20 protein-coding genes and 1 tRNA gene are annotated in these 25,867 nt (G+C 65.9%); 9 read left to right on the top strand and 12 right to left on the bottom strand.

Going from position 1 to position 25,867, the window contains the following annotated elements; all coding sequences use genetic code 11:
• Positions 1 to 83 precede the first annotated feature (83 nt).
• Positions 84 to 2,243, bottom strand: a complete 2,160-nt coding sequence (locus O3139_RS08950; protein WP_269513687.1) for a GH92 family glycosyl hydrolase — start codon at positions 2,241 to 2,243, stop codon at positions 84 to 86.
• 102 nt (positions 2,244 to 2,345) lie between these two features.
• Between O3139_RS08950 and O3139_RS08945 the strand changes: the two genes are divergently transcribed.
• Entirely contained in the window at positions 2,346 to 3,155 is an 810-nt protein-coding gene (locus O3139_RS08945) for a helix-turn-helix transcriptional regulator (protein ID WP_269513685.1), read from the top strand.
• Between the two features lie 84 nt (positions 3,156 to 3,239).
• On the top strand, positions 3,240 to 4,067 hold the full coding sequence (locus O3139_RS08940) for a phytanoyl-CoA dioxygenase family protein (protein ID WP_269513683.1): 828 nt from the start codon (positions 3,240 to 3,242) through the stop codon (positions 4,065 to 4,067).
• 124 nt (positions 4,068 to 4,191) lie between these two features.
• On the opposite strand, the gene O3139_RS08935 is transcribed toward O3139_RS08940, so the two are convergent.
• The 6 genes from O3139_RS08935 to O3139_RS08910 form a co-directional block, all read right to left on the bottom strand.
• Positions 4,192 to 5,634 carry an MFS transporter gene (locus O3139_RS08935; protein ID WP_269513680.1) on the bottom strand — a complete coding sequence of 481 codons (1,443 nt, stop codon included), beginning with the start codon at positions 5,632 to 5,634 and terminating at the stop codon, positions 4,192 to 4,194.
• Positions 5,631 to 6,473: an alpha/beta hydrolase gene (locus O3139_RS08930; RefSeq protein ID WP_269513678.1), complete on the bottom strand. Its 843-nt coding sequence runs from the start codon at positions 6,471 to 6,473 to the stop codon at positions 5,631 to 5,633. The genes O3139_RS08935 and O3139_RS08930 overlap by 4 nt, the downstream gene beginning before the upstream one ends.
• Entirely contained in the window at positions 6,470 to 7,627 is a 1,158-nt protein-coding gene (locus tag O3139_RS08925; protein ID WP_269513676.1) for an alcohol dehydrogenase catalytic domain-containing protein, read from the bottom strand. The genes O3139_RS08930 and O3139_RS08925 overlap by 4 nt, the downstream gene beginning before the upstream one ends.
• 265 nt (positions 7,628 to 7,892) lie before the next feature.
• Complete coding sequence (locus O3139_RS08920; protein WP_269513674.1) at positions 7,893 to 9,515, bottom strand: alpha-amylase family glycosyl hydrolase; 1,623 nt, start codon at positions 9,513 to 9,515, stop codon at positions 7,893 to 7,895.
• Positions 9,516 to 9,706: 191 nt separating this feature from the next.
• Positions 9,707 to 10,951 carry an MFS transporter gene (locus tag O3139_RS08915; protein WP_269513672.1) on the bottom strand — a complete coding sequence of 415 codons (1,245 nt, stop codon included), beginning with the start codon at positions 10,949 to 10,951 and terminating at the stop codon, positions 9,707 to 9,709.
• Positions 10,952 to 11,052: 101 nt separating this feature from the next.
• A complete protein-coding gene (locus O3139_RS08910) occupies positions 11,053 to 13,734 on the bottom strand; it encodes a TonB-dependent receptor (protein WP_269513670.1) in 2,682 nt (893 codons plus the stop codon).
• A 175-nt stretch (positions 13,735 to 13,909) separates the two neighbouring features.
• Between O3139_RS08910 and O3139_RS08905 the strand changes: the two genes are divergently transcribed.
• Positions 13,910 to 14,947: a LacI family DNA-binding transcriptional regulator gene (locus O3139_RS08905; protein ID WP_269513668.1), complete on the top strand. Its 1,038-nt coding sequence runs from the start codon at positions 13,910 to 13,912 to the stop codon at positions 14,945 to 14,947.
• Between the two features lie 2 nt (positions 14,948 to 14,949).
• Here O3139_RS08905 and O3139_RS08900 read toward each other — a convergent pair whose 3' ends face one another.
• Entirely contained in the window at positions 14,950 to 17,424 is a 2,475-nt protein-coding gene (locus tag O3139_RS08900) for a glycoside hydrolase family 3 N-terminal domain-containing protein (protein ID WP_420022309.1), read from the bottom strand.
• A 110-nt stretch (positions 17,425 to 17,534) separates the two neighbouring features.
• Here O3139_RS08900 and O3139_RS08895 point away from each other — a divergent pair, with 110 nt between their 5' ends.
• Positions 17,535 to 18,377, top strand: coding sequence for a glycoside hydrolase family 16 protein (locus O3139_RS08895; protein ID WP_269513666.1), 843 nt, complete (start codon positions 17,535 to 17,537; stop codon positions 18,375 to 18,377).
• Between the two features lie 236 nt (positions 18,378 to 18,613).
• Here O3139_RS08895 and O3139_RS08890 read toward each other — a convergent pair whose 3' ends face one another.
• The 4 genes from O3139_RS08890 to O3139_RS08875 form a co-directional block, all read right to left on the bottom strand.
• Entirely contained in the window at positions 18,614 to 19,099 is a 486-nt protein-coding gene (locus O3139_RS08890; RefSeq protein ID WP_269516452.1) for a DDE-type integrase/transposase/recombinase, read from the bottom strand.
• A gap of 98 nt (positions 19,100 to 19,197) precedes the next feature.
• Complete coding sequence (locus O3139_RS08885) at positions 19,198 to 19,341, bottom strand: hypothetical protein (protein ID WP_269513664.1); 144 nt, start codon at positions 19,339 to 19,341, stop codon at positions 19,198 to 19,200.
• Positions 19,342 to 19,399: 58 nt separating this feature from the next.
• Complete coding sequence (locus O3139_RS08880) at positions 19,400 to 21,037, bottom strand: hypothetical protein (RefSeq protein ID WP_269513662.1); 1,638 nt, start codon at positions 21,035 to 21,037, stop codon at positions 19,400 to 19,402.
• A 569-nt stretch (positions 21,038 to 21,606) separates the two neighbouring features.
• Positions 21,607 to 21,696, bottom strand: a tRNA-Ser gene (locus tag O3139_RS08875).
• Between the two features lie 80 nt (positions 21,697 to 21,776).
• On the opposite strand from O3139_RS08875, the gene O3139_RS08870 reads away from it, so the two are divergent.
• Genes O3139_RS08870 through O3139_RS08850 form a run of 5 tightly spaced genes read left to right on the top strand, consistent with a single transcriptional unit; the run spans position 21,777 to position 25,831 of the window.
• On the top strand, positions 21,777 to 22,592 hold the full coding sequence (locus tag O3139_RS08870; protein ID WP_269513660.1) for a septal ring lytic transglycosylase RlpA family protein: 816 nt from the start codon (positions 21,777 to 21,779) through the stop codon (positions 22,590 to 22,592).
• A 48-nt stretch (positions 22,593 to 22,640) separates the two neighbouring features.
• Positions 22,641 to 23,267: a dTMP kinase gene (gene tmk / locus O3139_RS08865; protein ID WP_269513657.1), complete on the top strand. Its 627-nt coding sequence runs from the start codon at positions 22,641 to 22,643 to the stop codon at positions 23,265 to 23,267.
• Positions 23,264 to 24,244: a DNA polymerase III subunit delta' gene (locus O3139_RS08860; protein WP_269513655.1), complete on the top strand. Its 981-nt coding sequence runs from the start codon at positions 23,264 to 23,266 to the stop codon at positions 24,242 to 24,244. The genes tmk and O3139_RS08860 overlap by 4 nt, the downstream gene beginning before the upstream one ends.
• A gap of 7 nt (positions 24,245 to 24,251) precedes the next feature.
• Positions 24,252 to 25,034, top strand: coding sequence for a TatD family hydrolase (locus tag O3139_RS08855; RefSeq protein ID WP_269513653.1), 783 nt, complete (start codon positions 24,252 to 24,254; stop codon positions 25,032 to 25,034).
• A complete protein-coding gene (locus O3139_RS08850; RefSeq protein ID WP_269513651.1) occupies positions 25,031 to 25,831 on the top strand; it encodes an MBL fold metallo-hydrolase in 801 nt (266 codons plus the stop codon). The genes O3139_RS08855 and O3139_RS08850 overlap by 4 nt, the downstream gene beginning before the upstream one ends.
• Positions 25,832 to 25,867 lie beyond the last annotated feature (36 nt).

Raw genomic sequence — 25,867 nt, 5'->3', positions numbered from 1 at the left:
CCAGCTGGACGTAGACGAAGGTCCTCCGAATTCGTCCGCATCAAGGATGGCGGGAGGCCGTCGCAAGAGTGGAGGAGGGGGCTTTACTGTGAGGGGCGGTGCCAGCTTGACGTAACGGCCCCCTCGCGCGGGGGTGGCGAACAGGGCAGGGCGAGAGCGCGGCGAGCGATCAGGTCTTCATGGGCGATGTCGTACGGCGTCGCGACCGGGGTCGTCTCGCATCGGATCGTCAACGGCCCTACGCCCGGCGCATCGATGACGGCCTGTTCGACCAGCGGCGCGCCCAGAACATAGCGGCCGCTGGAGGGTTCGGCCGGATAAAGGCCGAGGGTGGCGAAGACGTACCAGGCGCTCATCTGACCGGCATCGTCATTGCCGATCACCCCGTCGGGCTGGTCCAGATAGAAGCTCTCGGCGATGTGGCGCACCAGGGCCTGGCCGGTCCCGGGCCGATCGGTCAGGGCGTAAAGCCAGGCGACATGGTGACTGGGCTCATTGCCGTGGGCGTACTGGCCGATCATCGCCTCCTGCCCCAGAAAGGCCGCGCCCTCGGTGGGCGGTAGTCCGAAGAAGAAGGTGTCCAGTTTCTCCGCGAAGGCGGCCGGGCCGCCCAGGGTGTCGCGCAGCCCCTCGGCGTCGAACAGGGCAGGGGTCCAGAGGTATTGCCAGGCGTTGGCCTCGGTGTAGTCGCCGGGGTTGTTGAGCGGCGAGGTGGGCTTCAGGGGATCGAACGGCGTGCGCCAATGGCCCTCGCTATTGCGTCCCCGGGGCAGCCGCGTCTCCGGATCGATCAGGGCGCGCCACGACCGGCTGCGCGCGGCGAAACGGTCGGCGATCTCATCGCGGCCCCGCGCGCGGGCGAACCGCGCCAGGGCGTCGTCGCCGATCCCCGCCTCCAGCGTGCGCGACACGGCCTCGCCCTCGACCCGGTCGAAGGGCAGGTACCCATAGCGATCCAGGATCGACCACTCCGACAGATGATGATCTTCGGTCTGGGTGCGGATCATCGCGTCAAGCGCTCGATCGGGGTCGAAGCCGCGAAAGCCCTTGGCCCAGGCATCGGCGATGACCGGCAGGGCGGGCTCGCCGATCATCGTGCCGGTCTCTCCGCCCCAGATGGTCCACATCGGCAGGCGGCCGGCCGCGTCGGCGTGGTCCAGCAGGCTGTTGACGAAGTCGTCCACCCACTCGGGCGCGACCAGGGTGAACAGTGGATGCGAGGCGCGGAAGGTGTCCCATAGCGACAGGGTCGAATAACGTGGCCCGTCGGCCTGGCGAATCTCGCCGTCGGGACCCCGCCACCGGCCGTCCGCGTCCGTGATCAGGCTGGGGTGGATCAGGGCGCGATAGAGCGCGCTGTAGAAGATCCGCTTTTGGGAGTCTGGTGCCTCGATCCGGATGCGCGACAACATCGCCTCCCAGGCCGCATCGGCCTCCGCGGCCGTCTGGTTGAAGGAGCGATCCTGCTCGGACTCGAGATTGCGCCGCGCACCCGCAACATCGGTGGTGGACAGGGCCGCCCGCGCCTCAAGCGTGCGGTCGTCGCCGACGTCGAAGCCCAGCAGATAGCGATCCGCGAGATCGCCCGCCCGGGGTGCCAGTCGCCGCGCCTCGGCGACGGGACGATCGAACTCGACCACGAAGGCCACTGTGCGGGTCGTCCAGTTGCGTCGTCGCGACACGCCCTCGACCCCGTTCCCGGTCACGCGGGCCTCGGAGGACAGCACGGGCTGCCGGTCCATAAAGTTCAGGCCGTGCTGCAGATCGACCAGCACCCATACGCGGCCCGGGCGCGCGAAGGTGTAGCGGTGTCGGGCCACGCGCTCGCCGGTGGTCAGCTCCACCCGCACGCCATTGTCGGCCAGCTCCACCGCATAGTAGCCGGGCCGCGCGCTTTCGGTGGTCTTGTCGTAGGTGCTCGCCATGTCCTCGCGCGGCTCGAGGCCCGGCTGCAGCAGGACATCGCCCAGCTCCGGAATGCCCGTGCCGCTCGCGCGGGTCTGGGAAAAGCCCAGGATGCGCGGGGCGCGGTACTGGTACCCTGAGGTGTAGTCCCAGCCCCGGTCCGCATTGTCAGGGCCGGGCTGCACCATGCCGAACGGCCTGGCCGGACCGGGGAAGGTGTGGCCGGAGCCGTCGGTGCCTATGAAGGGATTGACAAAGGAGGTCAGCGATTGCGCCGCGACCGGCGCGCCGACACCCAGGAAGATGCAGCCGATGATGAACGCCAGGGTGGAGCGCATGGTCATCCTCCGTCCGTCTACCTGTCGATCCTAGGGCAGGGTGGATGTCGGCGCAGGCCCTATCCTGTTGCAGCGACGGGCCAAGGCTGTAACTATCTTGTCATGGACCGCGCCCCTCTCTGCGAACCTGTCCGGCTGGCTCCGGGGGCGGCCTTGCGGGTCGAGACGGTCGCGCTGGGCCCAGAATCTCCCGCGAACGCCCGGCTGAACCACTTCCACGATCTGGCCGAGATTGTCCTGTTCGAGCGCATCGGAGGCCAGCTGATCCTGGGCGAAACGCCCATCGAACTTTCCGACGGCATGGTGGTCTACATTCCCCCGCTGGCCTATCACGATTTCGCCCTGGCCCCCGGGGCCAAGGCCTGGAGATTGCTCCAGTTCGACCCGACCCTGAAGCGCGGGGGCGTCACGGTGCCGACGGCACCCGTGGCCGCGCGTCCCGGAGCGCCCGCCTGGACCGCGCTGATCGCTCTGTCGGACTGGCTGGCCGACGGCGCTGCGACGACGCCCGGAGCGGCGGCCGGGCTGGAGACGGTGTTGTGGATCATCCGGGACCTGCCGCAGCTCGAGGCCGCTCAGGGCGTCGAGGGTCCCGAACGCTTCCGGGCGCTGGTGGCGCGATTACAGGATGATCCCCGCAGTGCGCCCGACCTGACCGGCGCGGCGACCCGATGCGCCCTCTCGCCGGCCTACTTCTCCCGCCGTTTCCAGGCCGCGTTCGGTGTGGGCTACGCGGCCTATGTCGAAGGCCTGCGGCTTAACCGGGCGGCGCGCAGGCTGCTGGAAGAGGCCGCGCCGGTCTCCTCTATCGGCTATGAGGTCGGCTTTGAGTCGCCGTCCTATTTCACCGAGCGGTTCCGGCGTCGGTTCGGGACAACGCCGTCGGAATTCCGCGCTCGCGCCGAACGCTGAACGCAAGGAGGTGACAGGCGTTCGCCGGGCCGGCTGCAGCGCCGGGCGGCGCCGGGCTGAAGGCATCGGGACTAGACTGCCGCCATGACCGCGACCCTCGACACGCCCCTGCATCTCTCGCCCGATCAGATCGCGGCCTACCGGGAGACCGGGTACCTGCGCCTCGCCGACGTCCTGCCTGCCACTGAACTGGAAGCCTACGGCGCGGAGATCACGCGGCTGACGCTGGAGCTGAACACCCAGACCACGCCGCTCGAGGAGCGCTCCACCTACGACCGCGCCTTCCTGCAGGTGATGAACCTGTGGCGTCACTCCGAAACCGTTCGACGCTTCGTGTTCGGCCGGCGTCTCGCTGGCGTGGCGGCACAGTTGATGGGTGTCGAAGCCGTGCGGCTCTATCACGATCAGTCGCTCTACAAGGAACCGTCCGGCGGCTTCACCCCGGCCCATGCGGACCAGTACTACTGGCCCTTCGCCTCGGACCGCTGCGTGACCGTCTGGGTGCCGCTCCAGCCCGTGCCGGTCGAGATGGGCCCCCTGGCCTTCTTCGCCCGCAGTCACCGCGAGGCCTTCGGCCGCGACCTGGGGATTTCCGACGAAAGCGAGCGGCTGATCACCGAGGCGATGCAGGCCCGCGGCTTTGCGCTGGACGAGACCCCGTACGCTCTGGGCGACGTCAGCTTCCATGCCGGCTGGACCTTCCACCGGGCCGGACCGAACCACAGCGACCGGCCACGCTCGGTGATGACCATGATCTACATGGACGCGGACATGAGGGTGATCGAGCCGTCCAATGCCATGCAGGCGGGCGATCTGGCCCAATGGATTCCGGGCGTGAAGCCCGGCGACGTCGCCGCATCCGAGATCAACCCCGTCATCTGGGCCGCTGGCGATGCGGTGGCTCCGGCATGAGACTGGAGCCCGCTCGCCCACAGGCGACCTGAGGCCCAGATCATCCCCGATATCCGGCTGCGCGGGGCGGCAGGACGTTCGCTGACCCGACAGGCGAGCCAGGCGCGTCGTCCGGGACCTCGCCTCAAGCGTCGCCCGGCAGAACCGGCTCGGCAGCCCCGTCGTCGCGGCCCGCCTGCCGCATCTTCCGAAGATCCTGTTCGATCCGGTGCAGCAGGGCCCGATCGAGCTTGTAAAGCATCATGCAGGCGGCCGCGCCGAGAAGCAGAATACCAGGCGCGATCCAGGTGATGATCTTCAGGCCGATCAGCGCCTGGGCGTTCTGTTCGACATTCGCCGCGAAGCCCGTCGAAGCAAGGACATAGCCCGGGATCGCGGCACCGAGGCCGCTGCCCAGCTTGAGGATGAACAGGGAACTCGACACCGTCAGACCAGCGGTATTGCGGCCCGTTTGCCACTCGCCGAACTGCACGCAGTCGGTGAACATGGCGAACATCAGCGTCAGGGCGACGCCGAAGGTCAACATCCCGAGGCCATGCAGCACCAGCGCGGGCGCAAACTGGTCTGCGCTGAGGAAGAAGCCCGCGATCAATAGCACGCCGTGGATGGCGTTCACGCCGATCATCAGCCGGATCTTGCCGAACCGCCGGGTCAGGCCCGGTGCCGACAGCGTTCCCAGGATCTGACCGATGACGCCGAGGGTTATGAAAACCGAGAAACGGTCCATCCACAGGAACACCGGCCCGCCTGCATCGGCGGGTCCGCCCGTCATGAAATACTTGAGATAGAGCGCCAGCGATCCGAGGCGCGTGCCCAGTCCGATGACGAGCAGGGTGCCGCCGATCGAGAGCACCACCCAGGACACGTTCGAAAAAAGAGCGCGCAGGTCGTCCTTGACCGGCGAGGATTGTGCCTCCTGCGGTGCCATCCGTTCCCGGGTCGTCGCGAAGGTGATCCAGGTCAGTGTCACGGCGGCGACGCCGAACAGGATCGACGCCCGGAAAAACCCTCTCGCCTCGTCTCCGGCCCCGAGCCAGTCGACGAGCGGCCTTGCCGTGGCCCCGACCACCAGCGTGCCGAGGCCGGCGAAGAGGAAGCGATACTGGGTCGCCTTGGTGCGCTCGCTCGCGCTGGGCGAAATCACCGCGAGCAGCGCCGAATAGGGAACATTGACCAGGGTGTAGCCGAGCATCGCCAGCGAAAAGGCGATGTAGGCGTAGATGAGCTTTCCGGTATCGGACAGTTCGGGACCGGCAAAGACCATGATGGCCGTCAGGCCGTAGGGCAGGGCACCCCACAGCAGATAGGGCCGATAGCGCCCCCACCGCGAGCGAGTCCGGTCGGCGAGCAGTCCGACGGCCGGATCGGCGATGGCGTCGATGATCTTTGTCAGCAGCAGCATGGTTGCGGCCGCCGCCGGTGCCACGCCATAGACATCCGTCAGGAAGTAAAGCGTGAAAAGGCCGAAGAACCCGAGGTACAGGTTCGCCGCCATATCCCCGACACCGTAGCCGACCTTCTCGGTCACGCTCAGGCGCTCGTCGGCGCGCCCGTAATCCTCCGTCATATCTCCCTCCCGCCGGTGATGGACGATTCTCGCCTCGGCGCGGATCGGCCGATGTCGTCGAAGAACTTCAGCGTCCGCTCGAAAGCGCTCGACCAGTAGTTCCAGTTGTGGCCGCCGCTGAGCGGCTCGTAGCGATGGTCGATCCCGGCCCGGGTCAGTTGGTCGGCGAGCCGATCGACGCTCGGCCTCAGCACGTCCGCATCGCCGCAGTCGAACCGGATCGGCGGCGTCGTCCCGACCCGCCCGGCATAGAGTTCGGCGAGCGAGACCGGCATCTTCGGCTCCGTCGCGTCGGAGAACAGGTCTTCCGTCGTGAAGTGTCGGAAGTCGTCGGAATCGCAGATCGGCGAATGGGCGCTGACCGCGCGGAACGTGGCGGGATGAAGCGCGCCCAGTCGCAGCGCGCCGAAGCCGCCCATGGACAGTCCCGCGAGGTAGATCGGAGAGGCGGCGCTCATGTGTGGAATCCGCGAGCGAGCCAGCGCGACCACGTCGTCGGCGATCCAATCGCCGAAACGACCGGCGGTGCGGTTCAGATAGCCCGATCCGTCGCCGCTCAGCCCATCGCTCGGCATCACCAGGGCGAAGTCACCGATCTCGCCCCCCGAACGCAGCCGGTGATAGATCCGGTGCGCGCCGCCCTGAAACGCCCAGGACCATGCGCCGCCATAGACCCCGTGCAGCAAAACGATCACCGGAAGATCGCTCGTCGGGCACCGGGCATTGTAGATCACCACGTCGGCGCGGCGCCCCAGCGCGGGCGAGCGGACCGTGCAAAAGCTGAAGCCCTCCGGTGCGAGGTCGGCGTCCGAAACTTCCAGAGTGGAAAAACCGGTCATGCCGCGCGGCCCTCGCCGACATGCGGATAGAGCACCGCCTTGGCGATGCGCCCCGCCGCGAGGTCGTCGATCGCGGCCCCGAGCCCGGCCAGAGGATAGGCGCGGGAGATCATCTGATCGAGCGCCAGGGCACCGGACAGATAGTGGTGTTGAAGAAGCGGAAAGTCGCGATCCGGGTCGCACTGCCCGTAGAGCGGATTGATGTAGGTCTTGTCCCATTCAAACAGGGTGCAATCGAAGGGCACAGTCTGTTCGACCCCGCTGACCTGGACGGCCGTGCCGCCATGCCGGACGAGCGCGAGGGGGGCCGACGCCAGGGCCGGGACGCCGGTGCATTCGAAGGCGAAGTCGGCCCTGCCCGGGATGACGGCATTCAGGCGCTCGCCCAGCCGGGACAGATCGGGTTGCGCGGGATCGTTGAGCAGGGTGTGCGTGGCACCGAACGCGCGGGCCCGGGCGAGCCGGTCCTCGGCGATGTCGATGGCGACGATCCTGTCCGCGCCGGCGATCAGGGCGGTCTGGATGACGTTGAGCCCGATCCCCCCGCAGCCGAGCACCGCGACCGACGCGCGGGGCGGGACCCTGGCCGCATTCATCACCGAGCCGAACCCCGTCATCACCGCACAGCCCATGATCGCCCCCGCCTCGAACGGGACCTGGTCGAACAGGGGCTGACAGGCGTCCTCCACCACCATGGCAAATTCGGCCATTGTGCCGAGGTTGAACGCGCTCTGGACCGGTCCTCCGCGATATCGCACCGCTGTCGCTCGGGGTTTGCCGGACCGGCCGTCGCCGTTGGCGGGAGAGCTGACTTCGCACAGGGGCATCAGACCGCGCTCGCACATGGCGCAAGCCCGGCATGGGATCGCCCAGTTCAGGACCACCCGATCGCCGACGCGCAGGCGCGTGGCCGCAGCTCCGACGGCTTCCACCACGCCGGCCCCTTCGTGTCCCACGATGAAGGGGCCTTTCCACGTGCGGATCGCGTCCACGTCCGTGTGGCACAGCCCGGCGGCCATGATGCGGACGACGACTTCCCGGCCTTCTGGCCGCGCCATCTGGACGTGCGACAGCGCAAAGCCTCCCTGGCCATCCGCGACGATGGCGTTGCAGGTCCGCGGCCAGGGCTCACTGTCCGGACGTGGCCCGGTCATGAAACATCGGACGCGAGACGTCGGTCATGGAGTCGCCCAACGACACGCGCCGCTGCGACCTCCTTGATGACGAGCGACACGGCGTGGGTGTGTGGCATGGCCTCGCGTCCGGAATCCTCTTCCGGGCGAGACCCTAGTGGAACGCGCAAGCGGCGGCCGTTCGAAATCCTATCGCATTCTTGTCACCCGACCGTCCCGGACGGTGGGTGGCCTTGGGGGGCGAGCCGGAGGGATCGCGTGGCACCGGCCGGCTGAAGGTCTGCGATCAGGATGCCCGGAGCGCTCCGGAAAACGGCTCAATCAGCAACGTGCCGTCTTCACATCTCACGCCTCCGACCACCACATCGGCCGGCACCGACATCTCGATGGGGAGGGACATGGCAACGGGACGGCCGGTGAAATTGACACCGCACCATGCTGCTTCGCCACCCGCAGTCCGGCGGACCAGCAGGAGCGTATCCGGGGGTGAGGGAAGAAACTCGATCGATCCTCGCCGCAAGGCGGGGCTGGAGGACCGCAACTGCATGACCCTGCGGAACAGGTTCAGCATACTGTCAGGGTCGTCGTCCTGTTTCGCGACGGTCAGGCTGCGGTGTTCGTCGCCGAGAGGCAGCCATGGCTCCCCGGCCGAGAAACTGCAGTGCGGGTCGGCCGCCGACCAGGGCATCGGCGTGCGGGCACCGTCGCGCTGGCTGCCGTTCGGATAGTTGGCGATGGACTCGGGATCGACCAGCCGGTCGAACGGTATATCGACCTGAGGCAGGCCCAGCTCCTCGCCCTGGTAGATGAAGATCGTCCCGCTCAGTGACGCCTGTAACAGCAAGAGCAGCCGTTCGATCCGACCTTTCGGCGCGGCCGGGTTACGCCATCGGCTTGCGACCCGGGCACAGTCGTGGTTCGAGAAGGCGAACCCCGGATAGCCTGCGTCGGGGTCACCGCTCCACCGTTCGACAACGGATCGGATGTGGGCCGCGTCAAACGCCGAGGCACCAATGAAGTCGAAGCTGTAGGCGCAAGAGAGCCGCTTCGAGCCCGAGGTGTAGTCGACCATCGTCGCATGAGGATCCGATCCGCCGACCTCCGCGACCGTGAAGAAGTCCCGCCCGGCCGCGGCTCGGAACGCGCCGGCCATCCGTTCGATCAGCGGGATCATTTCGGGCTGCGACATGCTGTAGACATGTCTTTGCATGTCGAACGGACGGGACGCCCCATAGCTCGCTGGGCCGGGTGGGTTGTCGCGCAGCCGCCGATCGACCATGCCCAGGTTGAGCGCATCGAGACGGAATCCGTCGACCCCGCGCTTGATCCAGAACGTTCCGACGTCGACCAGCGCGTCGACCACCCGGGGATTGTGAAGATTGAGCGTCGGCTGCTGCTTCAGAAAGTGGTGGAGGTAGTACTGCCTTCGCCGACTTTCCCAGGTCCATGCCGGGCCGGAAAACACCGACTGCCAGTTGTTGGGCGGCGACCCGTCGTCCCGGGGGTCGGCCCAGACGTACCAGTCCGACATCTCGCCCGATGGCGATCCGCGGCTTGCCGAGAACCAGGGATGGAGATCCGACGTATGGCAGTAGACCTGGTCGATGATGACCTTCAGACCCAGCCTATGGGCGCGCGCCACCAGCGCGTCGAAGTCCTCCAGCGAACCGAAGACGGGATCGACGCCGCGATAGTCGGAGACGTCGTAGCCGAAGTCGAGCATCGGCGAGGTGAAGAAGGGAGACAGCCAGATCCCGTCCACCTTCAGGCTGGCCACATAGTCGAGCGTTTTCGTGATCCCCGGCAGATCGCCGATCCCGTCGCCATTCGTATCGAGAAAGCTTCTGGGATAAATCTGGTAGATCGCGGCTCCATGCCACCACGGCTTTCTGACCGGACCATAATGCATGTGAACGTCTGCCGACCGAGGTGGAAGCCGAGGCACTCGTCAGACCACCTCCACTCGCGAGACTAGTCGAAAGGCGCGGACGCGTGCGGTCAAACGCTGTCGCTTTCGTGCGACTTGAAGACGGCGTGATTGTGCCTCTCCACGAGGCGCTGACCGTCTGACACCACACGGCCTCGCCTGGGGTCCATTGGTCAGCGGACCCGATGGATCGTCATGACCGCCGCGCCACCCGCGAACGCCAGAAGGCCTGCCATGAGGTAGATGGACTGCAGGTCGTCGCCGAACCGCGCCAGCGCGACTATCCCCAATAGAGGCGCGAGTACCTGGGCTGCCGTGAGCGCGACGTTCATCAGACCCATGTCTCTTCCGGCGTCGGCCGGATCGGGCAGGACTTCAGCCACCAGAACGGTATCCGTGATTCCGTACAGGCCCACGCCGACGCCGAGGATCGCCTGGGCGAACCACGGCCCCGGCCAAAGCGGTACCAGCGCCATCAGCAGGGACCCCACCGCCAGGAGCGAGGCACCTGCGAATACCAGCTGTCTTCTGCGGCCGGTTCTGTCTGAAATCTGCCCTCCAGTCAGGCCTGAGATGACCGACAGGGACGTGGATGTGGCCAGCAGCACGGCCATCGCCACCTCGATCCGCATCCCCTTCAGCGCACGATCAAATCCGGTCTCCTGATCGAGAAAGAACAGCAGGTACAGAACGTTCAGCGCCACCGCTGTCTGGACCAGCAGTCGCGATCCGAAGGCGATCAGGAAATCCCGATCGGCGAAGGCGGAAAGGGACGGGCGCAGGCGCTGTTTCGAGGTCGATTGAGGCCCGGCGCGAAACGTCATCACGATGAACGGAACGACCATGACCACGGTCACCAGCATGACGGCCATCAGCCGCTCGGTCTCGCCGGTCAGCCACACACCGATCACCAGGGCTCCAAACAGGCTCGACAACGGAAAGGCCAGCCCGGTGAACCCTGCCACCAGGCCCTTCTGCCGACCCGGCACCCTTTCCGGCAGGGTGGCGGCCAGGGGATTGAGCATGAAGTTCAGGCTGATCTGCAAGGCCACGATTGCGGCCATCAGGTCGCCATGGGTGGCGGCCGCGTGGATCAGGACATAGCTGGTGACGGTTCCCGCCAACCCCGCGATCATCCAGATCGACCGTCCGCCGGGCCAGTGCCGGGTAAGGTCGCCGATGATGCCCGCCAGCACGCCGGCTGCACCGGCCGTCAAGGCCCCCCAGAGCGCAATATGGCTCAGTGCCAGGGTTCTTCCGGTCGGACTTATGGCTTCTGCCTTCAGGGGAAGAAGCAGGGTCAAAAGGGGGATGAAGGCGATATAGGCACCCACCTGGGCCGCCATATACAGGGCGACGAAACCAGGGCCGACCGGGATCGAGGGGCCGGCGTGCTGGTCGGCGGGCGGCGTCTGCATTGCTCTGACCTTGAGCGATTGCAGGGCTGCTGTCACCGCAAAAAGAAACGGCGGCTTCCGAAGGGAAGCCGCCGCCAAGGGACGCTCAGGAGATCAATGGATCAGTACTGGACCCGCACGCGGGCGCCGAAGGTGCGCGGCCGGGTGAAGAAGCGGGTGTTGTCGAACTGGGTGATGATGATTGCGGCCTCGTGGATCTCGTCGGTCAGGTTGTTGACGTAGGCCTCGAAACGCAGCCGTCCATCCCCCGGCGGGGTCCAGCCCATGCCGGCATCGAATGTCCAGTATCCATCCACCTTGTCGTCGAGGCGACGGCGCGGATTGTTCGGCTGCTGGAAATCCTCGCCGTTGAAGATGGTGGTGAAGAAGTCCGATCGATAACCGGCCGACACCACATAGTCGAACTGCCCCATCGTTTCGGTCGGAAAGGCCTGGGTGAGGTTCACATTGAACTGCCATTCCGGCGTGCGCGGCAGGGTCTTGCCCTCGATCGACTGGAAGACCGCCTCGGTCGGAGCCACGTCGGCCTGGAAGCGGAAGTCCTGGATCTTTTCGGCCTCCACGACCTCGGCCTTGAGATAGAGCAGGTTGAAATCGAGGCCGATGTTCCAGGGAAGGTCGATCCCGCCGTCGAACTGTGCGCCGTAAATCCGCGAGGACGCCGCGTTGTAGGAATAGGAGACGACGAGAGCGAGCGACGAGTCCGCCGGCACGGGCACCTGCTGCGGACCGCCCAGGAACTGGACGATCTGGGCCACGGACAACAGGGACGTCAGGACCTGGTCCTTGTAGTCGTTGTAGAACAGCGAACCGTTCAGGCGCGCCTTGAGATCGCCGACATAGAACTCGTTCTTGGATCCCAGCTCGTACAGGGTCACCTTTTCAGCATCGTAGGTCGGAGCCAGACCGGCGTTGCCGATGTTGTCGTTGAAGCCCCCCGACTTGTTGCCGGTCGCAATCAGGCCATACAACAGATTGTCGGGCGTGACGTCGAACTCGGCCCGCAGGCGCCAGTCCACGAAGTCGATCTGGCTCTCGCCGATCTGCTGGAAGATCTGGCCGGCGAAGGGCACGGCATAGGTCAACCGGCCATCTGCGGCGCAGGTCCAGAAATCTCCGGTAACCGTGTCGAGACAAGCAGGCCGGTTCGGCGCGCCTCCCGGTACGGGGCCGTTGGCGAAGATGTCGTCGATGTTGTCCCGGGCCCCGAACCGGCTCACACCGTTGAAATAGAAGTTCAGGATCTCCTGTTCCGTGATCGTGCCGTTCCCGTTGGTGTCGGGGTTGAAGATCGTGCGACCGCGACCGGCGAACTCAAAGCCTTCGGTGCCGACCCGCACGCCTCCGCAGCAGTTATAGTCGCCGGCGCCGAGCGCGAAGCCGTAGCGCGCGGCAACGCCCCGACGGCTCTTCTCGTCCTCGGTGTAGCGCAGGCCGCCGGTGATCCGGAAACGGTCGGTCACACTGTAGGTCGTGTCCCCGAAGAAGGCATAGGACGAGGTGTCCACGTCCGGCATGTTGAACTCGACACCCTGGAAGAACAGGCCCCGGTCCCCGGTCGAACCCAGGAAAGCGTATTGGTCTTCCTCGAAATAGAAGGCCCCCACGCTCCAGATCCAGGGCCCCTCGTTGTCGTAGAAGCGCAACTCGTGGGTCTTGGACTGGCTGTCGGTGATCGACTGGAACTGCGAGAAATTGTCCAGGGTCTCGCCGATACCACCCGCGCCGGTCAGCGTCTGCAGCACGCCGGGGTAGAAGGGTGCCAGGGGCGTCACCGCGCGGTAGTCATAGACCAGGTCGCGATAGCTGCCTGTGTATTCGATATCGAACAGGTCGCCATCGTAGCGGATGTTGGCCCGTGTGCCCCAGTGGCGGGTGTTCAGGTCCGGGGTCTGAGCCCGGCCGATGACGCGACGGGGATCCTCGATGTCGTTCGGGTCGATGCCGTTGCCGAGCGGATTGGCGTAGTTTGTGCCGGTGTAGCCCGTGCCTGTCTCGTGAATGTAATCGGCACCCAGAAGGATCGACAGCCGGCTGGTGGGTTCCCAAAGAAACTGGATGCGTCCGGCGTCATTGTTCTCGGCCTCGGCCACGCCCACCCCGGCGGGGCCTACGTCCTTGTAATAGCTGTCGTGTTCCAGATGGTAGCCCGCGATGCGAACCGCCGCCGTCTCTCCGATCGGAATGTTGAGCATCCCCTGGAACACGCGCTGCTGGTAGTTGCCCAGTTCGAACTCGGCGCTGGAATCCAGGATGTTCAGGCCCGGCTTCCAGGTCACGATATTGACCGTGCCTGCCGTGGCGTTGCGTCCGCGCAGTGTCCCCTGCGGGCCGATGTTCACCTCGACGCGCTGGATGTCAAAGAAGGCCGAGCCGATGCCGGCCGGTCGCGGCACATAGACACCGTCATAGTGCGTCGCCGCCGCCGGATCGCCGAGTTCGGTGTTGTTGGACGAGCCGACGCCGCGGATATAGATTTCGATGTTGCCGCCGTTGTTGGCGACCGACAGACCGGGCACGCGCCCTTCAAGGTCGGAGATGTCCTGGACGCCGACGGCCTTCAGGTCGTCGCCGGTCAGGGCGACGGCGGTGCCGGCATAGTTCTGCAGATTTTGTTCGCGGCGTTCGACCGTGACGATCACGTCCTCAAGCCGGGCGGCCTCGGCATCCTCGTCCTGCTGGGCTGTCGCGCGGGGAGCGTCCGCGACCTGGGCCATGGCGAGACCCGGTAGTGCCATCACCAGGGTCGCGCTGCACAGCAGTGCTGTCTTCCGATTACGCATTTGAATCGTCCTCCCTATGCGGATCGTTGTTCTTTCCGCTTGCCTTCAATGCGCCATTGTTTGACAACGTTGTCAACGTCAGTTTTTCGGCTGGCGCATCGGGGTGGGATTGGTGCAACACAAGGCGAACGGTTCGCTCATGGCGAAGCGCAGCCGACGGGTCGCGGGAAGCTCGATGTCCAAAGTCACCATCCGCCACGTAGCCGCGGCTGCCGGTGTCGCGGTCAAGACCGTGTCCCGCGTGATGAACGGCGAGCCCAACGTCACCCGGGATCTGCAGGATCGGGTGATGAAGGCCGTGGACGCCCTCGGCTATGTTCCCAGCATGGCCGCGCGGCGGATGGGCGGCAGCCGCTCCTACCTTCTGGTGGCGCTCAATGATCGCGAGAACACGATCAACAATTGGCGCAGCGGACGGGGTAACGACTGGATCGACCAGATGCTGTACGGGGCCATGCTGACGTGCGAGGCACATGGCTATCGAATGCTGTTCGAGCTGGTCGACGCCGGATCGCCGGAGCTGGACCGCAAGGTGGTGGCCATTTTGTCCGCCCTGCAGCCGGACGGCATCATCCTGACCCCGCCCCATTCGCAGAACCTGGCACTGGTCGAGATGCTGACCCGCCGCAATGTGCCTGTCGTGCGGATGGGCGTGCCGGGCGAGGGCGTCGGTTTCGGCGTCTTCATGGACGACCGGGCGGCGGCGGCGGAAGCGACGCGGCACCTTGTGGACCTCGGTCATCGCCGTATCGGCTTCATCGCCGGCAGCCCCCGGTTCGAGGCCAGTCGCCAGCGGCTGGAAGGCTATCGCGATGCACTGATACAGGCCGGCCTGTCGGTCGATGACGCGTTGATCGCCTCAGGCGACTTCACTTTCGACAGTGGCGTTGCCGCCGCCGGCACGCTGCTGGCGCGAGACGACCGCCCCACCGCCATTCTCGCCAGCAATGACGAAATGGCTTTGGCGACCCTGCACGTGGCTTCGCGTCTCGGCATCCGTGTGCCTGACCTGTCATTGGTCAGCTTCGACGACACGCCGGGCGTCCGGCTCAGCGTCCCGGGCCTGACGAGCGTCCGCCAGCCGATCTCGGAAATGGCCGCAAAGGCGGCCGCCCTGCTGATCGGCGTCAGCAAGAGTGGAGAGGCGACGCCGTCCGACCATCTGCTGCCCTTCGGCCTGGAGGTGCGGGGTTCGACAGCCCCTCTGGCTTGAGCTCAGTCGGTCGCGCCCGGACAGGCCGTCGACGCCGCCGTATCCAGCCGAATGTCTTCCACCGCCACGGTCGCGGGGGCCGTCGCGCCCAGAATCCAGGCCCGGTCGACACCGGTGAGGCCGCCTTCACCCGACGCAAAGCAGCGCAGCGGAACCGATGCTTCCTGCCAGCCCGTGCCCCCGTCCAGTGAAACAGTCCCGTTGCCCAGCCCGAGGCTGAGCGCCGACGCGTCGCCTGCGTCGATCCGGTACCGGAAGGTCAGGGCCACGCCGGCATAGTCGGGCCCGGACAGATCGATCGCCGGGCCGGTCACGATCGCCTGGCCGGGCCCCGTGAACGTCACCACTCGGGCCGTTTCCTGGCCCTCGCCGTCGACAGGGGCGACCGTCACGATCGCACGGGGGCTCACGCCCCGCGCGCCATCCGCGATCCGTGCCTCGCCGCCGCCGTCGCGGACGACGAGCGACCAGGGCGTCACGAACCGTCCATCGGCCAGAAATCGAATCGACGACGCGTCCTGGCCATCCTCGACCTCGATCAGGTTCGGGGTTTCCATCGGTGCCGCATAGGTCAGGCCGAAATTGTAGGCGAACTGCGGATCATAGTCGGGGCCGCCCCGGTTCTGCGGGGCCTGATCGGGGCTGCGCGGCCAGCTGAAGGACAGTCTTCCCCTGAAATCATGACGCGGTGCACCGTCCGATCCGGCGACCAGCACGTCGGCGATCCCGCCGCCCTCCGATCCCGGAAGCCAGGCGGCAACAAAGGCGTCCGAGGCGTTGATCTCGGGGTTCACATACAGCGGGCGTCCTGACAGGAAGACCGAGACCGTGGGAATACCCTCGGCCTGAAGCCGCCGCAGCAGGGCCAGGTGCGCGCGCGGACGAAAATCAAGGTCGGACAGATCGCCCTGGAACTCGGCATAGGGCTCCTCGCCGAACACCACGATGGCTACGTCGGGCCGTGTTTCGAATGTTCCGGTCGGGCTCAGCACGGCCGAGCCGCCGAAGGTCTCGATCGCTGCTTTCAGCCCCTCCCAGATCGACTCTCCATTGGGGAAGTCGGCGCGGGTGTTGCCGGTGCCCTGCCAGTTGATGGTCCAGCCGCCCGCCGCCTGTCCGATGTCGTCGGCAGGGCCCGCAACCAGTACCCGCGCGCCGGGCCGGATCGGGAGGACCGGGCCGTTGTTCTTCAACAGCACGAGCGACTGACGCACAGCCTCGCGGGCCAGGGCGCGATGCTCCGGTGATCCCAGCGCCTCGATGCGTCCCTCCACCGGACGGTCGGCCTCGAACACTCCCGTCTTGACCTTGACCGTCAGAATACGTCGGACCGCCTCGTCCAGCCGCGCCATCGCGATCTCGCCCGACCGAACCTGGGCCAGGGTGTTGTCGAACAGCGGCCTCCAGCTGTCGGGTGCCATGAACATGTCGATCCCGGCGTTGAAGGCGGCTGCGCAGCTTTCATTGGTGCAGCCCTCGATCTGGCCATGGGCGTTCCAGTCGCCGACCACGAAGCCGTCGAAACCCAGTGGCCCGCGCAGCACATGGGTCAGAAGGTCTCGATTTGCAGTGTGTTTGACCCCGTTCCAGCTCGAAAAACTGGCCATGATGGTCAGAACGCCCGCGTTGATCGCGGGCGGATAGCCGGCCGAATGGATGCCAATCAGTTCATTCTCGCCGATGACCGCGTCGCCTTGATCCTTGCCATTGAGCGTCCCGCCGTCGGCCAGATAATGTTTGGCCGAGCCCGCGATATGGCCGGGTCCGAGATGACCCTCGCCCAGGGGACCCTGCAGGCCGAGCGTCATGCGACCGGCGTAGGCGGCGACGATCTCGGGATCTTCGCCGTAGCCCTCGTAGGTCCGCCCCCAGCGATCGTCGCGCGGTACAGCCACCGTCGGGCCGAACGTCCAGTCTGCCCCCGTGGCTGCCACCTCAAGCGCCGTCGCCCGGCCGATCCGCTCGATCAGGTCAGGATTGCGGGTGGCACCCAGGCCGATGTTGTGCGGAAAGAGGGTCGCGCCGACGACATTGTTGTGCCCGTGCACCGCGTCGATGCCGAACATCAGCGGCACGCGAGCCCCCGGCCGCGCCGCCGCCGCCGCCCGAAAGGCCTCGGCGAGGTCGACCCAGGCCTGGGCCGATGCCCTCTCGTTCCCCCCGGGTGCCGAGTTGCCGCCCGCGAGGATCGAGCCCAGGGGATAGGTGGCCAGATCGGCGGGACTGATCGAGCCGATGTCAGCCTGTATCACCTGACCGACTTTCTCCTCGACCGTCATGCGAGCCAGCAGAGCCTCGACGAAAGCGGAAGTCGCCGCATCGGTCATCGCATCGGGACTGTTCGCGACAGGCCAGGCCGGGATATCGACAACCGGCGGCACCCCGGTCTGCGCCAGACCCGGACTGGCAGCCATCAGGAGGGTGGTCAGCGACACGGCGACCGTGGCAAGGCCATGCGCACACACACTCTTTGGCATCGATCTCGTCCCTGCGGTCTTCTCCTGTCCCAAGGTGTCGGCAGTTGACAACGTTGTCAAACCGGGATTGCGTGGAAACGGGTCGTCGCAGAATGATCAGGGAGGCCACGATGCGTTCTTTCATCACGACGGTCGTCGGACTGGCGGCCGTGACCTGTCTCGGGGCGGCCCCCTTGCCACAGGACGACAGCCTGGACGGTTACCGCCTTGTCTGGAACGACGAGTTCAACACCGACGGCCTGCCTGACCCGGCGCGCTGGTCCTACGACACCGCACGCAATCGTGACGGCTGGTACAATAACGAGCGTCAGTACTATGCCGCAGAACGCCCGGAGAATGCCCGCGTCGAGAATGGCCGACTCATCATCGAGGCGCGGCGCGAACGGCTGGGATCTGATCAGGTCGCAGACGCCGGGGGACAGGCCTATACGTCCGCCCGGTTGATCTCACGCGGCAAGGGTGAGTGGACCTATGGCTTCTATGAGGTGAAGGCCAGGGTTCCCTGCGGGCGGGGCACATGGCCCGCCCTTTGGATGCTGCCGGTGGCCGATGCCGAATGGCCGGCGGGTGGCGAGATCGACATCATGGAACACGTCGGCCATGCCCGGGGCGAGATCCACGGCACCGTCCACACCACCCGCTACAACCACGTCCAGGGCACCCAGCGGGGCGGCATGAAACGGGTCCGCGATGCCTGTGATGCCTTCCACCGCTATCAGGTGCTGTGGACGCCCGAAGGCATCAATTTCGGCGTCGACGATGTCGGCTACTATCGCTTTCCCAATGACGGACGCGGCGATCCCGCGACCTGGCCGTTCGACGCGCCCTTCTACATGATCCTGAACATCGCCGTCGGTGGCGACTGGGGTGGAGCCGAGGGCGTGGACGACCGGGCCTTTCCCCAGCGGATGGAGATCGACTACGTCCGGGTGTTCCAGCGGGTGCCGGCCTGAAGGCCCATGGGTGCGATCAAGCCGCACCCGTGGATCGCTCCCGCCACATCGGGACGCTGCCAGCACCAGCGGGTCAATTGATTTCAAGGAAACAAAACGTTGGCGGTGCCGGCAGTCCGGCGCTGACCTTATCTTCCAAAGGCCGCCTTGAAGCGGCTCAGACGTTTCTTTTGGGTGCTGTCAGTCCAACGCGAACTTGTCTCCAGAGGACGCAGCAAGGGCAGGGGAAGCGAGGCCTATGCGGCGAGCGTCTTCCATTCGGCCAGGGCGGCTGAGCGTTGAGCCTTGTATGTTTCCCGGCTGATGAGGTGGCGATCCTGATTGAAGTGGTTGTGGAAGGCGGCGTGGACGGAGCTGAACTTCTGCAGGGTCTTCATCTGCCGGAACCTCAGCATGGCCCGTTCTCGTCGTCGGAAGGGCAGGTGGGAGTTCTCGACTCTGTTGTTGGCCCAGCGGCCGACCTCCTGTTTGGCGGTGTTGCCGAGGTCCTTCATCGCGGCCTTGTAGGAGCGCAGACCGTCGGTCGTGATGGCCCTGGCGCGGCCGTGGCGCTTCATCAGCTTCTTCATGAAGGTGAGGGCTGCAGCCTTGTCCCGCGTCTTGCTGGCAAAGGATTCCAGCACCTCGCCCTCCTGATCCACGGCCCGCCAGAGGTAGTGCATTTCGCCGTTGATCTTGGCTACGCCGCCCTTCGGGTCACGTAGACCTCGTCGAGTTAGCACTTCCAGTGGGTGAAAGCCCGCATCCTCTGGACGCGCTTCCTGCGGATCTCGGCTGCGAACATCGGACCGAACCGGTTCCACCAGAGCCGCACCGTCTCCTAGCAGATGTCGATGCCGCGCTCGGCCAGCAGGTCCTCCACGTTCCGGAGCGACAGCGGGTACTTCACGTACATCATCACTACCGTTCGGATCACCTCCGGCGAGCTGTCGAAGTAGCGGAACGGGTTGTTGGAGCGCGCCATGCCGGCATGGCCAAGCGGCTCGCAAAACCGCGGCAACCGGTTTGGGCTGACAGAGCCCTTAGGACCACTGGTCCCATGGCTCGACTCTTGCCGGCGCAAGCTCCAGATAACGCCGCGTGGGATCGGACTTGGTGCCCTTGGCGTAGGTCTTGATTAGCCGGCCGCTACCCTCGTCGAAGCTGATCCCTCCCACGAGACACGCCTCCGCGACGTCGGGATAGTCGCGGCGAAGAGTGAGATAGTTTGCAGCGAACCAGTTCAGCAGCGCGCGATGATAGCAGGCGAGATCACGAGATCGCTCGCGCACCCGATCCTCGACGCCAAGGACGTTGAGACTGTAGCCCAGCAACCGCGCCGAGAGGAAGTTGGCGAACTTGTCCATTTCCGCCAGGTGAGCGTGAAGCCGCCTTACTAGACGGCGGCGCGCGGCATCCCATTCCGGGCCGGACTCAAGTCCGAAAAACTCTCCCCAAACCATGTTGTGATGGAGCGTCCAGGTGCGATCCGAATCCCCTTTGATGGCGGAGACCTCGTCGACGATCTCGAACATAAGCTGGCCGACCATGTCGTAGATGTCCCGGGGAATGCCGTAGTGGTCTTGCCTGGCGCGGCCGACGGGCCGGCGCTTCACGCTTTCGAGCAGTTTCATCACTCGATCGATGAAACGCACGGCGACGCGGATGCGGCGTGCAGGCTCCTGCTCCCACGGGCGCTCGATGACGTCGCTGAGGCGATAGGCCCCCATGCTCGCCCACCTCATGGTGTTGAACACACTGGCAAGCGCGTATGAGTATGCCGGCTCATCGGGGTCTTTGAGGAAGGCCTCCACGAAGATGAGGCTAGCGGACCCATAGGCTTCGTATTGAGCCGCGGTCATGTCGAGTTTGCTCGAGCCGAGATCCGTCGGGGACGCCATAAGGCTCTGGAGCGACTCGACGAGCTGATAATCGCCGAAGAGGGCTCTGCTAAAGGGCTTGGCCAATCCCACGAGATCCGAGCCGAACTCATCGGCCTCATCGTACAGCATGGAGTCTTCATGCCTGAGGGCCTCGATCATCAGGCTTTGGACGAACGGCCGAACTGGCAGTCTTCGTTTTCCCGAGTCTGACATCTCATAAAACAGGTTGATCGCGGTCTCGGGTGAACTCCGCACCACCTGTTTGCAGAAACGGCGATTGCCGATCAGGAGCAGAAGCCGGTGAGCGTGCAGTTGCACGTCGGTGGGCGGCGGCGGAGTCTCTCCACGGTGCGGGACTGACGGACAGTGCCGAACGATCTGCTTCATCGAGGCGGCCAACTCGGCCGCCGCCACGGCCATGTCTCGCTCGTCGCCTTTCATGATCCGCCAGAAGACCGCGTCATAGAAATGCTTTGCGTTGCGCGAACCGAAACGAGGCGGAGCTACATAGGCCGTCGCAACCCACAGAATGGTCATCCCGAGGAAGGCCAGCGCCAGAACCGCCTGAAGCCCGGCACGCCCGACCAAGGCGGGTACGGTGGGCCACCCTTCGGCGTACCAGACATCGATCAGCAGAGAGCCGCCGCCGATGACAAGTATGGACCAGAAAGTGATCTGCGGCAGCGGCAGCGGTGCCGCGTGGATTCTGAATCGATAGCGTGGATCACTGACGCCATAGACCAGCATTAGTAATGCCAGGGCGGTCAGAAATTCCGGGAAACCGAAGATTGAAGACATGGGGGCTGGCCTGGATGCCGTTCGCAGGACTATCCAGCTCTAAACCGAGTCTCCAAACCCGCCAGACTTGCGGTTCAACCGAACCGGATGGTCATCGGCCCCGACATCAACCCGAGAACGCTTCGGTTCGGGTTTTGAAGGTTTCCCGGCTGCGGGGCGTTGCAAGATTCTGACCGTCCGAAGGTCTGCTAAGGGTCAGAAGCCGATCCGACCCCACATTACCCCGATACCGACGCGAACATTCCCTGTTTGCATCCTGGAAATTCCCTGCTTGCAGCAGGTGCCTCCGACCGGCCGAGCGGCTCTGGTCCAGTCAGGGCGGGGGTTTGCGCCGCAGGCAGGCCGAACGCCGCTCGGGAACACGACCAGAACTTCCCTGATCATTCCCTGTTAGCAGGGAAACTCCACCGGATCTTCGACGCGCAGAGACACCCCGCGGGCAAGAGGGCGGAAAGCGCAGGAATCAGGCCGAAGTATCAGGGACGAGTATGAGAAAAAGGCCACAAAACAGGGCCCGTTCCGAAGGAGTTTTGAGGGAAATATCTGAGCAATTACAAAGACCCAGACGGTGGCGGACAGGGTGGGATTCGAACCCACGGCAGGCTTTCACCTGCGGCGGTTTTCAAGACCGCTGCCTTAAACCACTCGGCCACCTGTCCTTATGGACGCAAGGCCATAGCAGCGACCCGGCGTTAACCAAAACGGAAATCGTCCGGTCGATCATGACGCCATGATCCGGATGGCAAAACTTCGCCGCGCTCTCGGGTTCGCGGCCGTCGGTGCGGGGCTGTCGATGCTGGCAGCCTGCGTGAGCGCAGGTGCGCCCGCCGGCATGCGACGGGCCGTGATTCCGGTCGTCGCCGACCCCGCACCGATCGTGTCGGGCACGATGAGGCCGTATCAGGTCGGGGGGCGGTGGTATCGACCGGCGGAACAGCCGGACTACGACGAGGTCGGCATGGCGTCCTGGTATGGCGACCAGTTCAACGGGCGGCCAACCTCGACCGGCGAGCGGTTCGACATGCACGCCCTGACGGCGGCCCACAAGACACTGCCGCTGCCGGGTCTGGTCGAGGTGACCAACCTCGCCAATGGACGGACCGTCGTCCTGCGCGTCAATGATCGCGGACCCTTCGTCGACGACCGGATCATCGATCTGTCCCGAGGTGCTGCCGAGGCACTGGATCTTCTGCAGCGCGGCGTGGGCGAGGTTCGAGTCCGCTATCTGGGTCGCGCCCCCAGGGTCGGCGGGGGGGGCGTGCTTTCGTACGCAGGGTCGCCGCCCCGGCCGCCGGCTGCCATACCCGAACCGCTCCCCGGGCCCGCGGCTTCGTCCGCACGCTTCTGGATCGAGGTCGCGGCCTATCCGACCCAGCCGGAAGCGCGGGCCACGGCCAGCCGTCTGGGGGAGACGGCCCGGGTGCAGGCGGCGACCGATAACTCCAGGTTTCGGGTACTGCTGGGGCCCTGGCCTGACGCGAATGCCGCCGAACAGGCGCGACAGGCCGTCGTGGAGCGCGGATTTCGCGACGCCCTGTTGATATCGGCGCGATAGCGCCGAAGCGCCCTTGGCCCCGGGGCTCGAGGTCGCCATTGTGCGTCGATGTCGCGCGGTCGGTTCATTACGTTTGAGGGCGGGGAGGGGACCGGAAAGTCCACCCAGGTCGCCCGTCTGGTCGACCGTCTGCGCGCGCAGGGGCACGAGGTGCTCAGGACCCGCGAACCCGGGGGGTCCCACGGCGGCGAGGCGATCCGCGAGCTGGTCGTCCGGGGCAGCGCCGACCGCTGGTCCGCGCGCACCGAGTTGCTGCTGATGTTCGCGGCACGCTCCGACCATCTGGAGCAGACCATCCTGCCGGCGCTGGAGGCCGGACACTGGGTCGTCTGCGACCGCTTCGCCGATTCCAGTCGCGCCTATCAGGGATTGGCGGGGGGAGCCGAGACGGCGTTTGTCGAGGCGCTCGACCGGTATGTGGTCGGGCGCGACCAGCCGGACCTGACGCTCGTCCTTGACCTGCCGGCCGAGGTCGGACTTGAGCGCGCCCTTGCGCGGGCCCAGGGAGACACCCGGTTCGAGTCCAAGGGCATCGCCTTTCATCAGGCTCTGAGGCAGGCCTTTCAGTCCATCGTCGAAACCCATCCGGAACGGTGCCGCCTGATCGATGCGACCGGGTCGATTGATGCGGTGGAGGCCCGCGTGTTGGCGGCCGTGGCGGGGCTGGTGCCATGACGGTCGAGCCCCGGGATCGCTTCGACCTGATGCCGTCGGCAGACGCCGAAAACGCTTTTCTGGATGCGCTGGATCGGGGGCGGCTGCATCACGCCTGGTTGCTGTGCGGACCGGAGGGCCTGGGCAAGGCGACCTTCGCCTATCGCGCAGCGCGGCGTCTGCTGGGCGCGCGGCCTGACCCGACGCGGGGCGCGCTGGGCGCTTCGCCCGGCGATCCGGTCAGCCAGCTGGTGTCGGCACAGTCGCATCCGGATCTGATGGTGCTGGAGCGTCTGTCGGAAGGTGGCAAGACGAAGAAATCCATCTCCGTCGATCAGGCGCGGGACCTTCCGGAGTTCTTTTCCAAAAGCCCATCACAGGCCGCCTATCGCGTCGCGATCGTGGATGCGGCCGACGACCTGAATCCCAATGCTGCCAATGCCTTGCTTAAGACTCTGGAAGAGCCCCCGGAACGCGGTGTCCTGTTTCTGATCAGTCATGCGCCGGGGCGCCTGCTGGCGACGATCCGGTCGCGATGCCGTCGACTGGCTTTCGCGCCATGGAATGATGCCGCAGTCGCGACGCTGGTTTCGCGCCAGACCGATCTGGAGAGCGACGAGGCCATGCGGATCGCCGGCATGGCGCGGGGCTCGCCCGGCGCGGCCCTGTCCCTGGCGACCGAGGCCAATCTGGCACTCGACCGGCTCGCCCGGCGCTGGGTGGACGAGCCCGCGCTGGACCGGGCCGAGCAGATGGCGATGTCGGACACCTTTCGGGAGTCGGACGGGCAGGTCCGGTTCGAGGCGCTGATGGATCGCCTGACCGCTGCCGTGAGAGCGCGGTCGCTGGAGGGGAGCGACGGCGCGGTCTGGGCGGATCTCTGGACCCGATTGAGCGAACTGCCGGACCGGACCGCCGCCGTGAATCTGGATCGCGCCGATGTGCTATCGGGGGCCCTGGCCGACCTGTCGCGGGTCAAGGCCCAGACGGGTCGCTAAGGTCGCCATGCTGATCGACAGCCACGTCAACCTGCATGCGGTCCAGTTCGACGAGGATCGTGATGCCGTCATCGCGCGCGCACGGACGGCGGGCGTGGGACTGATGGTCGAGATTTCGGACTCGCTCGCTACCTTCGAGGCGACCCACGGCCTCGCAATGCAGCATCCCGACATCTGGTGTACGGTGGGCGCGCATCCCCACGAGGCGCGGCATCATCTGGAGATGACCGCTGCAGATCTGGTGGCCCTGGCCCGACGACCTCGTGTGGTCGGAATCGGAGAGTGCGGACTGGATTTCCACTATGACCTCAGCCCCCGTGACCAGCAGGAGACGGTCTTCCGCCAGCATATCGCCGCCGCGCGCCAGACGGGATTGCCGCTGGTCGTGCACACGCGCGAAGCGGACGACCGGATGGCCGCGATCCTGAGGGAGGAAGTAGAGGAGGGGGCCTTCAGGTTCCTGATGCACTGCTACACCAGTGGGATGGAACTCGCGGAAACGGCATCGGAATTAGGGGCCTGGTTCTCGGTCTCGGGCATCGCCACCTTCAAGGCGGCCGAGGATGTACGCGCCGTGATACGCACCATGCCGACGGATCGCATCATCGTCGAAACCGACTGTCCGTATCTGGCCCCGGTGCCCCATCGTGGACGGCGGAACGAGCCCGCCTATATCGGCCATGTGCTCCAGGCCCTGGCGGATATCCGGGGCTGGACGCAGCAGGAGGCCGAGGCGCGGACGACGGATGCCTTCTTTGCCCTGTTTGATCGGATCCCGAGGCCTGCATGAGCGATCTGGAGATCACCATCCTGGGGTGCGGCTCGTCCGGTGGCGTGCCACGGGGCGATGGCGACTGGGGTGCGTGTGATCCGGCCGAGCCCAGGAACCTGCGCTCCCGATGCTCGATGCTGGCGCGGCGGAGAGGTCCGGACGGAGAGACATGCCTGTTGATCGACACGTCTCCGGACCTGCGCCAGCAAATGCTGGCCGCGCGGGCGACTCGCGTGGACGCCGTACTGATCACGCACGATCACGCGGATCAGACCCACGGCATCGACGATCTGCGGGTGTTTGCCCTGCGCCGGTGCCAGCGGTTGCCTGCCTGGATGGATGCGGCGACCCGGACGGCACTGACCCACCGGTTCGACTACATCTTCGAGACCAAACAGGGTTATCCGGCCATTCTGGAGGCGCAGGACATTCCAGCCCACGGCACGCCCTGGCGGATCGACGGACCGGGCGGCCCGGTCCCGGTCGTGACGTTCGATCAGGGCCATGGGCCCATCCGGTCCGTCGGCTATCGGCTGGGGGCTGTCAGCTACTCGAGCGACGTCGATGCGCTCGACGATGACGCGTTGCGCGCCGTGAGCGGGTCCGACATCTGGATCGTCGACGCCTTGCGCTGGACCCGGCATCCGACGCACGCCCACGTGGATCAGGCGCTGGAATGGATCGCCGCCGCAGACGTCGGCAAGGCTGTGCTGACGAATCTGCATATCGATCTGGATTACAACGCCCTGGCGGCGCTTGTTCCAGCAAACGTCGAGATCGCATACGATGGTTGGACCACGGAAATCCGGCTTTAGCCAGACACATATTTCGCATAATATATCTTAGGCGAT

The organism is Brevundimonas subvibrioides, assembly GCF_027271155.1.
In the GTDB taxonomy this organism is placed as follows: Bacteria; Pseudomonadota; Alphaproteobacteria; order Caulobacterales; family Caulobacteraceae; genus Brevundimonas; species Brevundimonas subvibrioides_D.
This window is presented reverse-complemented; position numbering and strand designations above follow the sequence as displayed.